Raw genomic sequence first — 14,946 nt, 5'->3', positions numbered from 1 at the left:
AATATGTACGTATGTGATTTATTACTGCATGTAAAAGGTTGATAAACTAATTAACTGTCTTATTTTTTTGTATTTTTGCAAACAAATTAGAATAAGAAAGAATATAAAATATGGAAATTGCAAGTAAGTATAACCCTGCAGAGGTTGAAGGAAAGTGGTATCAATATTGGTTGGATAATGGTTATTTCAAGTCTAAACCGGACGGTCGAGAGCCGTATACAATTGTTATCCCGCCTCCTAATGTCACGGGTGTATTGCATATGGGACACATGCTTAATAATACCATTCAGGATATTTTAGTTCGTCGCGCCCGTATGATGGGGAAAAATGCTTGCTGGGTTCCGGGTACCGACCATGCTTCTATTGCTACAGAAGCAAAAGTGGTTAATAAATTAGCTCAGGAAGGTATAAAAAAAACAGATCTGACGCGTGATGAATTTTTGAAGCACGCCTGGGAATGGAAAGAAGAGCATGGTGGTATTATTCTGAAACAGTTACGTAAGCTGGGTGCTTCATGCGACTGGGATCGTACAGCTTTTACAATGGACGAAAAACGCTCCGAAAGTGTTTTGAAAGTGTTCGTAGACTTATATGCTAAGGGGCTTATTTATCGTGGTGTACGTATGGTAAACTGGGACCCGAAAGCACTTACTGCTTTGTCGGATGAAGAGGTTATTTATAAGGAAGAGCACAGCCGTTTGTTTTATTTACGGTATAAAATAGAAGGAGAAGACGGATATGCCGTTGTTGCAACAACTCGCCCCGAAACGATTATGGGTGATACGGCTATGTGTATTAATCCGAACGACCCTAAAAACCAGCATTTGAGAGGAAAGAAAGTTATTGTACCATTGGTAAACCGGGTGATTCCGGTTATCGAAGATGATTATGTGGATATCGAGTTTGGCACAGGTTGTTTAAAAGTAACTCCTGCTCATGATGTAAATGACTATATGTTAGGCGAAAAATATAATTTGCCTTCTATCGATATTTTTAATGATAACGGTACAATCAGCGAAGCTGCCGGTTTGTATGTCGGTATGGATCGTTTTGATGTACGTGAACAGATTGCAAAAGACCTTGAAAAAGCCAATTTACTAGAAAAAGTTGAGGCTTATGAAAATAAAGTCGGTTATTCGGAACGTACAAGTGTTGCTATAGAACCGAAATTGTCAATGCAATGGTTCTTAAAGATGGAACATCTGGCACAAATAGCGTTGGAACCGGTAATGAAGGATGATATTAAATTTTATCCTCCTAAGTTCAAGAATACGTACCGTTATTGGATGGAAAACATCAAAGACTGGTGTATCAGCCGTCAGCTTTGGTGGGGACACCGTATTCCTGCTTACTTCTTGCCGGAGGGTGGTTTTGTTGTTGCAGAAACTGCCGATAAAGCATTGGAACTGGCGAAAGAAAAAACCGGAAATCATAATTTGACTATGGCAGACCTGCGTCAGGATGAAGATTGCCTTGATACTTGGTTCTCGTCGTGGTTATGGCCTATCTCATTGTTCGATGGAATTAATAATCCGGATAATGAAGAAATCAATTATTATTATCCGACAAGCGATTTGGTAACAGGGCCGGATATTATCTTCTTTTGGGTGGCACGTATGATTATGGCAGGTTATGAATATCGTAATGCCATGCCATTTAAGAATGTTTATTTTACTGGTATTGTTAGAGACAAACAAGGACGCAAAATGTCTAAATCATTAGGAAACTCCCCCGACCCTTTAATGTTGATAGAACAGTACGGGGCTGACGGTGTACGTATGGGGCTAATGATGGCTGCCCCTGCCGGAAATGATATTCCTTTTGATGATGCATTGTGCGAACAAGGACGTAACTTTAATAATAAAATATGGAATGCCTTCCGCTTGGTAAAAGGTTGGACGGTAGATGAAACAATAGAACAGCCGGAAGCTTCCGCTATTGCTGTAAAGTGGTTTAAAATGCAGCTCGACAAGACTATTGCAGAAGTAGATGATTCTTTCAATAAGTATCGCCTGAGCGAAGCAATGATGGCTGTATATAAATTATTCTGGGATGAGTTTTCTTCCTGGTATTTGGAGATGGTTAAGCCAGGTTATCAACAACCTGTTGATAAGTCTACCTACTTATCAACACTCGGTTTCTTTGATTCTCTGTTACGCTTGCTTCATCCGTTTATGCCATTCATTACTGAGGAGTTATGGCAGGCGCTCGAACCTCGAAAAGAGCATGAAAGTATAATGGTTGCGCAGATGCCGGAAGTGGCATCTGTTGATAACTCTTATTTAGATGCATTTGAAATTGTAAAAGAAATTGTGGGTGGTGTTCGTACTATACGTTTGCAAAAGAGCATACCGAATAAAGATACTCTTGAGCTACAGGTTTTAGGAGAACACCAGGATACATTTAATCCGGTTATTGCCAAGATGTGTAATTTATCTGCTATAGCAAATGTGGATGAGAAAACAGCAGGCGCAGTATCTTTCCTGGTACGCACAACCGAATATGCTGTCCCGTTGGGAAGTATGATTAATGTAGACGAAGAACTTGCAAAACTTAAGGATGAGTTGAAATATCAGCAAGGATTCCTTGCCTCGGTTATGAAGAAACTTGCTAATGAAAGTTTTGTAAACAAGGCTCCGGCTAAGGTGATTGACATGGAGAAAAAGAAGCAGGCCGATGCGGAAAGTAAAATTAAATCTATTGAAGAGAGCATTGCTGCTTTGCAGAAATAGATGAGAAATAGATGTAACTATCTGCTACAACAAACTCTGTAATGAAGTATGTAGTAACTTTAATTCTTATTTTGATTACGATGCAGATGCCTATGTCAGCACAATCAGGTGCTGATATAGACAGTCTGATTATTGAACTGAAAAAACTACCGGACAGTTGTAAATTGAAAAAGATTTATGACCTGGCCAATGAGAGTTTTCGTAATGACTCTTATGAAATTTATTCCAGCTTATTATTAAAGGAAGCTGAAAAGCAACGTAATAACTACTATATAGGAAGTGCCTTGTTCTTGCAGGCAATGTACTATTATGCGAAGAATGCCGATAGTATGCGTATTATTATGGAGAGAGCTGAACCGGTTTTGCTTCGTGATAATCGTTTGGAAGAAATATGCCGTATGCAGGGATGGAACATTTACAGCTATACTCGTGGCGGCCAGAAAGAAAAAGTGATTCCGGCTATTAATGCTTTAAAAGATTTTGCGAAGAAACATAATTTTCCTGATGGGGAAGACATGGCTAATCAGGCATTAGCCGATTATTATTTGAGAGAGGGGCTGACGGAGGAAGGAGAAGCTCTTTATGAAGAAATCTTTCAGGCTATGGAGAAGAAGGAGTCTCCTCTAATAAAACGTATTACCATTATACGTCATTTGCAGAATAGTTCGATAAGCAATAAAAAGAAAATTTATTATCTTGATAAACTGAATACTTACATAGAAGAATGTAAAGAAAAAGGAGTGGAGCGTGTGGATGCTGAGAACCCATTATATATGATTCAGTATTTCTATCATCGCTCGTATGCTACCATTGCAATTGGACTGAAAGAACCGGATGTAGCTTTATTGCATTTGACGGAAGCCGAGAAAATTGTAAATAGAGAAAAACTCCGTCGTGAAGATAGGGTTATTTTACAAATAAAATCATTGTATTATGAATTGATTGGTAAATATGACCTAGCTATAAAATTGAATGATGAGTTAATGTCATATTATGAACGGCAGAATTTGACTGATTTTGTAATGAAGATGATGTTTAAAAATGCTGATCTTTATAATTTAAAAGGGGAAACCTGTGATGCTGCAAAAATTTATCGTTCATTGATTTTGAAAAAGGATTCTATTCAGAAAGTTTCTTTTTATAATGATTTGGCTAAGCTAAAAACACAACATGATATGGACAAATTGGAGTTGAAGACAAAACAGATGGAGCTTGAAACTTCAAAAATCCATTCTCATATGTTGATTATGGGAGGAGGGTTGATACTTCTTGTTGTGATATGTTGTTTATTGTTTTTTATAGCTTATTCTCGTCATAAATATGGATTGCAGTTGAAGGTTGCTAAAGAAAAGGCAGAAGAAGCGGATCGTCTGAAGTCTGCTTTTCTGGCAAACATGAATCACGAGATACGTACGCCTCTGAATGCAATTGTGGGTTTTTCTCAGGTTCTGATAGATGAAGAAAACCGTGAAGTCCGTGAGAAGCTGGCTGAAATTATACAAAACAACAATGAACTACTACAACGGTTAATAGCAGACGTTCTTGATATCTCCAAAATTGAATCGAATTCGATGACTTTCATATATGCAGAACAAGATTTACCTTCATTAATGAAAGAAATATACAGCGTTATTTTATTGCGTATGCCGGAACATGTTGAACTAAAGTTAGAAGAATGTTTTCCGGCTATTATGGAAACAGATCGTAATCGGTTAACCCAAATCTTAACAAATCTTCTGACGAATGCAATAAAACATACCCGGCAGGGATTTATCCGTTTTGGTTATACCCTGATTGATTCGAATGTCCGCTTCTTTGTTCAAGATACAGGCGAAGGTATTCCGGAGGAACAACAAAAACGTATTTTTTCACGTTTCGTCCAATTAAATGATTGGAGTAAAGGGGTTGGCTTAGGACTTGCTATTTGTAAAGGATTGATAGAAAAGATGGGAGGGAGTATAGACGTAACCTCAAGAATAGGGGAAGGATCTGTATTCTATGTGGTATTACCATTGAGAAATTCCGACTCTGATAATGATTCATAAATGCAACAAAACATCCGGAAAAAAGTTATATTTGTTTCAAATATAAAATAAGTGGAGATTAAGTCTCAGTGTAAAATCGCTTTTATATAAAGTTTAAACCATGAAATATTCAAGACGGACATTTTTTAAACAAGGAGCAGCAAGTATACTGTTATGTGGAACAGCATCTGTGGCAAATGCCCGAACTCCGGGTTATAATATTCGGAGAGCGTCTAAAGCTGTAAATCCTTTTCAGTTAGGTATGGCTGGCTATACTTTTGTCAATTTTGATTTGGACACAACTTTAAAGGTGTTGGAACGGTTAGATGTGCATTACCTTTGTATTAAAGATTTTCATTTGCCATTGGATAGTACGAATGAAGAAATACAGGCTTTTCATCGTAAGTGTGCTGCTCATAAAGTAACAGGATATGCCGTTGGACCCATTTATATGAAAAGCGAAGATGAAATTGATCGTGCTTTTGAATATGCTGAACGGGTAGGAGTAAAAACAATTGTAGGAGTTCCCGATTATGATTTATTGCCCTATGTTGACAAGAAGGTAAAAGAATATGATATGAATTATGCCATTCATTTGCATGGGCCTGACATAAAAACATATCCTGATGCTACTGATGTTTGGGAACATACGAAAGAATTGGATTCACGTATCGGCATGTGTCTGGATGTTGGGCATGACTTACGCAATGGTTGTGACCCGGTAGCAGATCTTAAAAAATATCATACCCGGGTGTTCGACATGCATATAAAAGATGTGACGGAAGCATCTAAAGCCGGAGTTGGTATAGAGATAGGCCGGGGGAAAATTGATTTTCCAGCGTTGGTACGAATGATGCGCGAAGTCAACTATACGGGGATGTGCAGTTTGGAATATGAAAAGGATATGAAAGATCCGTTTCTTGGTATAGCGGAATCTATTGGATATTTTAAGGCAGTGTGTGATTTATCATGATATATAGAAAAATGAGAAATATATTTTATTTGCTGATTGTTTTCTTTTGTTATGCCTGTAGCCCAATAAGCTATATGGATATACAAACATATAACCCTTCGGAAGTTACTTTTCCCGAAAGTGTGACGAAAGTCTTGATTGTGAATAATGCACTGCCACAACCGGCAGACGTTGGGTATGAATATACTTTGATGGGAACAAAGCAGGATACTTGCAGGGCTTTGGCAGACAGTGCTTTGTTTGATGCCTGCCGTTCATTGGGAAAGTCTATTGTTGAGGCTGATTATTTTGATGATGTACTTCTTTACCATCATGCCACACGTAATGATAGTATATATTATTCCGATGTTAAATTGCTTCCGGAACAAATTGTCTCCCTGTGTGAAGAGACCGGGGCAGGAGCTGTTATTTCCTTTGATCGCTTGTTGTTTAATATGGAAAAAGATGTTTTTGCCTTTCCCGAAGGATATCTGATGGGGAATATTAAAGTTGAAATTGGCGGAGTTGTACGTTGTTATTTGCCGGGGCGTTCCAATCCGTTGGCTACGGTATTTATAAATGATAGTATTTTCTGGAATGAAAGTGCGGATAACTTGTCGATACTGAAATATGTATTGCCTGATGCTAACACGGCCTTGCGAACGGCAGGACAATATATAGGTGCAAAAGTATATATAAACTTTGTGCCTCACTGGGTTAATGAATCCCGTTGGTATTATAACGGAATGGGGTCGCGTTGGAAGGAAGCGGCTGCTTATACTTCCGGGCAAAAGTGGGATTATGCTGTTGAACGTTGGAACTCAATCTATAAGAATGCAAAGGATTGGAAAGGGCAGGCGAAATCTGCTTCTAATTTAGCCTTGTGTTATGAGATGGAAGGAAAGCTGGAAGTTGCACAGGAATGGGCTACCAAATCGTATGATTTGTTTAAAAAAAACGTAGGCGATGATAACGCAAACACTAAGTTGTTGAAAATATATGTTGGGGCATTGCAGGACCGTGTACGTTCGGATAAAAAACTAAATATGCAATTTGGGGAAGATTAACCGGATATTATCCGAATTATTATTACTTTTGGCAAGGCTTTCGAATAAGAAGAATAAATAAAGATTATGAATTCAAATAATGCAAAGATACAATCTGTTATAGAGTCTGCGTTTTCAACTGCGATTAATAAGCTTGCAAAAGATGAGTCGGGGAGTTTTATCAGTGACTTGTATGTGCAGGCAGATGCAGAAAGCGGAGAGTTGCAGATATATGATGATGAAGAACATCTGATAGAGAAAATTGTAATTTTCGATTGGGTGAATAATACGGAAGAGGAGGATGTGTTCAATAAGCGGGTAGCTGCATCTGTGAAAGCGGTATTGACTATTTTGTCCACAAAGGATATGTTTAATCATCCCCGCTTTATGAAACCATTATCTATCAGTTTAACGGATGAAGATTTTGTTGTGATAGAAGAACTTCTGTTCCTTGACGATGAAACACTTCGTTTAGACGATCCTCTGTTGAAAGATTTAGATGCAGATCTGGACGATTTTTTAGCAAAACTTCTTTCAGATGTCGATTAGACTTTTTACCTTTGTGCCCGAAATAAAAACAAGAACATTGCCGAAATAGCTCAGTTGGTAGAGCAACGCATTCGTAATGCGTAGGTCGCCGGTTCAAGTCCGGCTTTCGGCTCATAATTTGTATGATTTAGAACATAAAAAAGGTAGGCAACTAATTGTAAAAAGTTGCCTACCTTTTTCATTTTAGTTGCCTACCTTTTTGTAGAAATACGCCTACTTCTTTTTGAGGAGGCTCTGAATGAAGCGACATGCTTCTCCGATCCATAGGACAAATGAACTGGAACCGATAATAATTGCCCAATCTTTCCATGAAAGAGGTATGACACTAAACATTTTTCCACCGAAAGTAACGATCAGATATTGCCCTATAACGATAATCAGAGCAACAAATAAAAAGCTTTTACTTTCTTTCAGATTGGCAAAAGCAGAGGTGCCTTCCATGAATGCTTTAGCATTAAACATATTCCAGAATTGCAGCATAACGAAGAAACTGAAGAACCATGATAAATCATGAGGCGTTAATCCATCTTCTGCATGGAAGTATAAAAGCAGTCCTATCAGGATGATGACGAAAGAGATACCGACCCCAAAAATGTTGTAGGCCATTGAACGGGTAATGATGAAATCTCCTCCTTTTCCGCTTTTACGTGGTTTGTCTTGCATTACCTTTTCGTTGGGAGGCAAAGATGCTAAAGCTCCTGCTGCGAATGTGTCCATAATAAGATTAACCCACAACATTTGTGTAATGGTTAATGGAGATTCGGTGCCAAGCAACGAACCTAGTAAAACGATTAGGCAGGCTGCCACGTTAATCGTTAACTGGAATAACAGGAACTTTTGTATATTACGGTATAGAGAACGCCCCCACATAACGGCACGGGTGATACTGCCAAAGGAATTGTCTAAGATAGTGATATCGCTGGCTTCTTTGGCTACGGATGTTCCGTCTCCCATGGACAAACCTACCTGGGCTGCTTTTAGTGCAGGAGCGTCATTGGTTCCGTCTCCGGTGACTGCCACTACTGCTCCCTTTTGTTGAAGCAACTGAACAAGACGTTGTTTGTCTGTAGGGCGGGCGCGGCACATGATTTTGAGGTCTAAAACACGATTAAGTGCTTCATCATCACTTAACGCTTCAAAATTAGGTCCGGTAATAATATTGTGTTCGGTGTCGTTTGTTTGCCATGTGCCTATTTGCCTTCCGATTTCTTTTGCGGTTCCCGGCGTATCTCCGGTAACGATCTTAACGTCAATGCCCGCGTTAAGACAACTTTGCACAGCTGCCGGAACATCCGAACGGACAGGATCGGAGATAGCTACGATTCCTAAGAAAGTAAGATCTGCATTATGAAGTTTGCCATTTGCAAAAACGGATGTTTCCTGTTTGTCGTCTAATACCTGATAAGCGAATCCCAGTGTACGCATGGCTTGGTTTTGATAATTCAGCAGTTGCGTTTCTATGTTGGCTTTACAATCTTCAACCGGCTTAAACGTTCCGTCGGTTGCGACACGCTGACAGTTGGCCAACACTATTTCAGGAGCGCCTTTTACATACAATATTGTCTTGTTGAGCAAAGGTGATTTTACGACAGTAGCCATATATTTTCTCTCCGTAGAGAAGGTCAGTTGCTCTATTACGGCTGCATTTTCTCTTAAGTCCAGATAGTTTTGCTGTTGACTGTTTAACCATAGAAGCAGAGCGGCTTCAGTTGGATTACCTAGTGTTTTAACTTTATCGTTGTCCGAGAAATCCAGATAGGCAGTAGAGTTTACAGAGATACCTTCTTTTATTAAATTGCTAATCTCATTGTCTTCAAGTTTCTGGCCTTTCAAATTATAGAAATTAGTTTGATGTACTTGCATCTGGTTTTGCGTTAATGTACCGGTTTTGTCCGTACAGATAACAGTAGTTGCTCCCATCGTTTCGCATGCGTGCATTTTGCGGACAAGATTGTTTGTCTTGAGCATTCGGTTCATACTCAATGCGAGACTTAAGGTAACACTCATTGGCAAACCTTCCGGTACTGAAACTACGATTAACGTAACGGCTACCATAAAAATGTTCAGAATATGGGCTATCAGATCCATAACCGGCATGCCGGATGATGAAAGAAGTAACTTAGCCAATAAAGCAATAAAGGTGAGGGCGGCTATAGAATAACCGGCTTTGCTGATTACTTTGGCTAAACCGGCTAATTGCGTTTGCAGAGGCGTTTCTACACCGCTTTCTATTTGTGATCCTTCATATACTTTGCCATATCCGGTGGCATCTCCTACTTTTTCTACTTTCATTATTCCGTGTCCGTCTACAACGGTAGTTCCACGCATAACGGCATTGGACGGATAGGTGGCTTCGTGGTCAAAATCGGCTTCATTGGTTGTTTTGCTGATAATTGGTTCGCCTGTTAGGGTCGACTCATTTATTTGAAGTGAAATAGCTTCCAGCAGGTTTCCGTCGGCTGGTACTTCTTCTCCTGTCTCCAGTACAATGATGTCGCCTACTACAACCTCTTTTTTGGATATCTGGCATATGTTTCCGTCACGGATGGCCTTTACCAAAGTATCGTCATTAACCGTATTTAAAATATCAAATGCCTTGTTTGCTTTCATTTCAAAGAAGAACCCTACGCAACTGGCAAGCATGATAGCGAAAAAGATTCCTATTGGTTCTAAAAAAGCAGTAAAACCTTTAGCCTCCGGCCCCCAGCAGTGTACTCCGGCGATAATCATGGAAAGTATCCAAGCTACAAGTAAGATTTTGATGATGGGGTCGTCAAACTTTTCTAAAAACTGGCTCCATAGTGAAGCTTTTTCAGGAGGTGTTAATATGTTCTCTCCATGCAGCTGTCTGCTTTCTTCAACTTCTTGTTTAGTTAAACCCCGGTACTGATGTTTTTGCTCCATATAATTTATAATACTATTTATTGCTTTTATGGCGATAAAGATAGATAAAGTTGTCGAACTTACACAAGGTGTTTATTTGCCAATACTCATAATCTCCTTTTTTAGATTATTATTAAGTTATTTTATATCTGTTAATTAAACCTTTTGGTCTGACTAATTGTCTTATATATAAAAGCTAGTGGTGTTTAGTGTTTAAGGTTATGAAGAATGTTAGGTTAGTTTTCTTGCTGGGGATTGTCCTGTTAATTGGTGGGCAATCCCTTTTTGCTCAAAGTAATAAAGAGAAAAAGGAGCAAAAAGAGTTACAGGTGAAAGAAATGATTGACAAGGGTCATTTCAAAATAGATGTAAACCGTGCTATTCCAATGAGTGGAAGATCAGTTAATCTAACTTCTTCTTATTCATTAGAGGTGAAAGGAGATTCAGTGATTTCTTATCTCCCCTATTTTGGACAGGCTTACTCTGTTCCTTATGGTGGAGGAAACGGGTTGCGTTTTGAGAAACCCTTGAGCGAATACAAAGTAACTTATAAAAAGAAGGGAGATGCACAGATAAAATTTAAAGTTCGTACAGATGAAGATAACTATACTTTCAATGTGCAAATTTACCCTAACGGTTCATCAACCATTAATGTAGTACCGGTCAATAAGCAGAGCATTACATTCTATGGAGAAGTTGCATCTATGAAATAGTAGAGATCAAACGGCCTTGCCAAGTGTTTCGTTCGGCAATTCGTTTGTTTACTTTGGCTGTGAATTCAAAGTTCTTTACTCCCCAATCGGGTGCAATAAGCAGTTCTTTGGGAGACTGAGATACGAACCTCTCTACTACAATAGAGGGGTTTAACCGTTCAATAAAGTCGATTACCAATTCGATGTATTCGTCAACCGTGTACAGATGAAATAAGTCGGGATGCTCTGCATACTCTTTAGCCATGCGCGTGTTGCGGATTAGTTGTAATTGATGCAGCTTTAATGTGGTAATGGGCAGTGCAGATAAAATATCGGCATGATGCAATATTTCTTCTCTGCTTTCTCCGGGCAATCCTAAAATAAGATGTACTCCCGTATAGATGCCCATGCCGGCTGTACGTCGAATCGTTTCTTCCGATTCCGAATATGTATGTCCGCGATTAATGTGTAACAAGGTCTTATCCAATGTGCTTTCTACTCCATATTCTATCATAACGAATTTGCGGGTGGATAGCTTGGCAAAGTATTCCAGTAATGTGTCTGGCATACAGTCAGGACGTGTACCGATAATAATACCTTCCACTCCGGGATAGCTCAGGGCTTCTTCATACTTCCTGATCAATATTTCCGTTTCGTCATACGTATTAGTGTAGGCTTGGAAATAGGCAAGATATTTCATGTCCGGATATTTACGGGAGAAGAAACGTATGCCTTCTTCAAGTTGTACGGTGACACTTTTTTCAGTATGACAGTATTCTGGGCTGAAAGTCTGGTTGTTGCAGTATGTGCAACCGCCAAAGCCCTTTAACCCGTCCCTGTTTGGACAGGTGAATCCGGCGTTAATAGATATTTTTTGTACTTTATAAGGGAATATTTCCTTTAAAAAGTCTCCGAATTCATTATATGGTTTAGTATTTTTCACACAGCAAAGATATATAAAAACTTCTTATTCATTGCTTTTATGTTAACTTTGCAACTTAATTTAAAGTACAACAATACTACTATAAATAGATAATGAAAAGAATAAGTCTTTGTATATTGCTCTCATTGGTAGCAATGGGAAGTGCTTTTGCTCAGAATGGAAGTAAGCAGTTAGGTTTGAAAGAGATAACGGATGGAAAGTTCCGTCAGGTTACGAATATTGGTGAAATGCGTTCATTGCCGGATGGCGAACACTATACGGCAATGAGTAAAGATAAGAGTATGATCATTAAATATTCTTACCGTACAGGTAATCCGGTAGACACTCTGTTTGACACCGGTAAAGCCCGTGAATGTACGTTTGTAGATTTTGACGGATATACGATCAGTAACACCGGACATCATATTTTGGTCTGGCGTGAAACAGAACCTATATACCGTCGTTCTTCTAAAGCTGTTGTTTATGATTATGATGTCCGTCGTAATTATTTGAAACCTCTTACGGAGTCTGCCAGTAAACAAATGATCCCGACTTTTTCTCCTGACGGCCGTATGTGTGCTTATGTACGTGATAATAATATCTGGTTGAGAAAGTTTGACTATGATACGGAAGTACAGGTAACGAAAGATGGTGAATTAAATAAAATATTGAATGGTATCACAGACTGGGTATATGAAGAAGAGTTTGCTGTAACGAATCTGATGGCTTGGTCTCCTGATAGTGAATATTTGGCATATGTTCGCTTTGATGAATCGGAAGTTCCGGAATATTCTATGCAGATGTATGGAGACGGACTATATCCGGGCTATTATAATTATAAATACCCGAAAGCCGGACAGAAGAATTCAAAAGTAAGTGTTCATTCATATAGTATTGAAACGAAAGATATTAAAACGCTGAAAGTGCCGGGTGACGGGGATATTTATATTCCACGGATCGTCTTTACCAATAATCCTGACCAGTTGGCTGTTATGACATTGAATCGTTGGCAGAATGCTTTTAATATGTATTATATTAACCCGAAGAGCGGCGTTTCACGTTTGGTTCTTCGCGAGGATAATAAAAGCTATATTGATTCGGATCTGATGACATCTATCCAGTTTATGAAAGATGGTTTTGTATATGTCAGCGAACAAGATGGCTATAATCATATTTATCTCTATTCGCCGACAGGTGTTATGCAACGCCAGGTAACGAAAGGTAATTGGGATGTTACTAAATTCCTGGGGATAGATGAAGCAACGAAGACTGTTTATTACCAATCGGCAGAAGAAAGCCCGATTCGCCGTTCTGTTTATAAGATAGATGCAAAAGGGGCGAAGACTAAACTCTCTACAGAGGAAGGAACGAATAATGCTACGTTTAGCGATAATTTTGCTTACTATGTAAATAATTATTCAAATGCCAATACTCCGGCAAAGATCACGGTAAACGAAACTAAAACAAAAAAAACGTTACGCGTGTTACAGGATAATATGGCCTTAAAGAATAAACTTTCTGAATATTCATTTGCCCGGAAGGAGTTTATGACAGTACATACGGCATCTGGCTATGACTTAAATGCTTGGATTGTGAAACCTGCCAATTTTGATTCTTCAAAGAAATATCCGGTAATGATGACACAATATAGTGGCCCGAACTCTCAACAAGTACTAGATCAATATAGTTTTGACTGGGAGTATTATCTGGCAAGCAAAGGCATTGTTGTGGTTTGTGTTGATGGTCGCGGGACTGGTGCCCGCGGGGAAGCATTCCGCAAATGTACATATTTACGTATGGGAGATATCGAATCTCATGATCAGGTCGAAGCTGCCCAGGCATTGGGTAAACTTCCTTATATAGATAAAAATAGAATGTCTATCTGGGGCTGGAGTTTTGGCGGCTATAATACGTTGATGGCTTTGAGTATCGGCAACGGAACTTTTAAGGTGGGTATTGCTGTAGCTCCTCCTACAGACTGGAAATATTATGATTCTGTGTATACGGAACGTTTCATGCGTACCCCTAATGAGAACTTTGAAGGCTATGCGGCGACCTCTCCGCTTCGTAAAGCAAAAGATTTGCAGGGAAAATTATTATTGATACACGGAACTGCAGATGATAATGTTCACTTTATGCAAACAATGGAATATGCCGAAGCATTGGTGCAAGCTGGTAAACAGTTTGATATGCACGTGTATAAAGACCGGAATCATAGCATCATTGGTGGTAATACACGTTATCATTTGTATACCAAAATGTCTAATTATTTATTTGATAACTTGTAATGGCAGAACATTTGAGGAAGCCGGATTGGTTGAAAATCCGGCTCGGAGGAAACGACCAATTCACAAAGACAAAAAACATAGTAGAATCTCATTGTTTACATACAATCTGTACTAGTGGTAAATGTCCGAATATGGGTGAATGCTGGAGCAGAGGAACTGCTACCTTTATGATTGGCGGCGAAATATGTACGCGTTCGTGCAGGTTTTGTAATACGTTAACAGGTAAACCTTTACCTTTGGATTTGAAGGAACCTGAGAATGTAGCCGAAAGTATCCGTCTGATGGGGTTGAAGCATGCGGTTATCACCTCGGTAGACCGTGATGATTTGTCAGACTTGGGTGCAAAGCATTGGGTGAATACGATTCGTAAGATTAAAGAGATTAATCCTGAAACTACAGTGGAGGTTCTCATTCCCGATTTTCAGGGAAATCTTGAATTGGTGGATATGGTGGTTAATGCTGCTCCTGAAATTATTTCGCATAATATGGAAACAGTGCGGAGAATATCTCCGTTAGTGCGTAGCGCCGCAAAATATGATGTGAGTTTAGCCGTATTATCCCATATTGCAAAGAGCGGGATAACAACCAAAACAGGTATTATGGTTGGATTGGGAGAAAGCTCTGAAGAAGTGTATGAGTTAATGGATGATGTGTTAAAAGCCGGTGTCTCAGTACTGACCATCGGACAATATCTTCAACCCTCGAGAAAGAATATTTCTGTTGTAGAGTATATAACCCCTGAACACTTTGAATCTTATAGATTGACAGCATTAAAAAAAGGTTTTAATAAAGTGGAGAGCGCTCCGCTTGTACGTTCATCTTATCATGCGGAAAAGCATATTTAATTGATGAACTTTT

9 protein-coding genes, 1 tRNA gene and 1 pseudogene are annotated in these 14,946 nt (G+C 39.1%); 9 read left to right on the top strand and 2 right to left on the bottom strand.

Annotated features, from left to right (window positions below; all coding sequences use genetic code 11):
- Window positions 1-110: 110 nt before the first annotated feature.
- From CTY47_RS07600 to CTY47_RS07575, 6 genes are all read left to right on the top strand, one after another.
- The gene (locus tag CTY47_RS07600) at window positions 111-2,732 is read left to right on the top strand and encodes a valine--tRNA ligase (RefSeq protein ID WP_099464243.1); all 2,622 of its coding nucleotides are present in this window, start codon (window positions 111-113) and stop codon (window positions 2,730-2,732) included.
- A gap of 41 nt (window positions 2,733-2,773) precedes the next feature.
- Window positions 2,774-4,777: a sensor histidine kinase gene (locus CTY47_RS17080; protein WP_199163409.1), complete on the top strand. Its 2,004-nt coding sequence runs from the start codon at window positions 2,774-2,776 to the stop codon at window positions 4,775-4,777.
- A gap of 100 nt (window positions 4,778-4,877) precedes the next feature.
- Window positions 4,878-5,729 (top strand): sugar phosphate isomerase/epimerase family protein, encoded by an 852-nt coding sequence (locus CTY47_RS07590; protein WP_099464242.1) that lies wholly within the window; start codon window positions 4,878-4,880, stop codon window positions 5,727-5,729.
- 74 nt (window positions 5,730-5,803) lie between these two features.
- Complete coding sequence (locus tag CTY47_RS07585; RefSeq protein WP_233202124.1) at window positions 5,804-6,775, top strand: DUF6340 family protein; 972 nt, start codon at window positions 5,804-5,806, stop codon at window positions 6,773-6,775.
- Between the two features lie 66 nt (window positions 6,776-6,841).
- Window positions 6,842-7,303 (top strand): hypothetical protein, encoded by a 462-nt coding sequence (locus tag CTY47_RS07580; protein ID WP_099464241.1) that lies wholly within the window; start codon window positions 6,842-6,844, stop codon window positions 7,301-7,303.
- A 39-nt stretch (window positions 7,304-7,342) separates the two neighbouring features.
- Window positions 7,343-7,415 (top strand) — tRNA-Thr (locus tag CTY47_RS07575).
- Window positions 7,416-7,516: 101 nt separating this feature from the next.
- On the opposite strand, the pseudogene CTY47_RS07570 reads toward CTY47_RS07575, so the two are convergent.
- Window positions 7,517-10,255 (bottom strand): annotated as a pseudogene (locus CTY47_RS07570) (calcium-translocating P-type ATPase, PMCA-type); the annotation flags it as partial.
- A 152-nt stretch (window positions 10,256-10,407) separates the two neighbouring features.
- Here CTY47_RS07570 and CTY47_RS07565 point away from each other — a divergent pair.
- Window positions 10,408-10,899: a DUF4251 domain-containing protein gene (locus tag CTY47_RS07565; protein ID WP_099464239.1), complete on the top strand. Its 492-nt coding sequence runs from the start codon at window positions 10,408-10,410 to the stop codon at window positions 10,897-10,899.
- Here the strand turns inward: CTY47_RS07565 and CTY47_RS07560 are convergent.
- Window positions 10,889-11,821 (bottom strand): TIGR01212 family radical SAM protein, encoded by a 933-nt coding sequence (locus tag CTY47_RS07560; protein WP_099464238.1) that lies wholly within the window; start codon window positions 11,819-11,821, stop codon window positions 10,889-10,891. The two genes, CTY47_RS07565 and CTY47_RS07560, sit on opposite strands and share 11 nt — an antisense overlap.
- 92 nt (window positions 11,822-11,913) lie before the next feature.
- Between CTY47_RS07560 and CTY47_RS07555 the strand changes: the two genes are divergently transcribed.
- Together CTY47_RS07555 and lipA are read left to right on the top strand one after the other, a co-directional pair.
- Window positions 11,914-14,088 (top strand): S9 family peptidase, encoded by a 2,175-nt coding sequence (locus CTY47_RS07555; protein ID WP_099464237.1) that lies wholly within the window; start codon window positions 11,914-11,916, stop codon window positions 14,086-14,088.
- Window positions 14,088-14,933, top strand: coding sequence for a lipoyl synthase (gene lipA, locus CTY47_RS07550; RefSeq protein WP_099464236.1), 846 nt, complete (start codon window positions 14,088-14,090; stop codon window positions 14,931-14,933). Before CTY47_RS07555 ends, lipA begins: the two co-directional genes overlap by 1 nt.
- Window positions 14,934-14,946 lie beyond the last annotated feature (13 nt).

Origin of the sequence: Parabacteroides provencensis, assembly GCF_900232875.1 — a bacterium.
In the GTDB taxonomy this organism is placed as follows: Bacteria; Bacteroidota; Bacteroidia; order Bacteroidales; family Tannerellaceae; genus Parabacteroides; species Parabacteroides chinchillae.
This window is presented reverse-complemented; position numbering and strand designations above follow the sequence as displayed.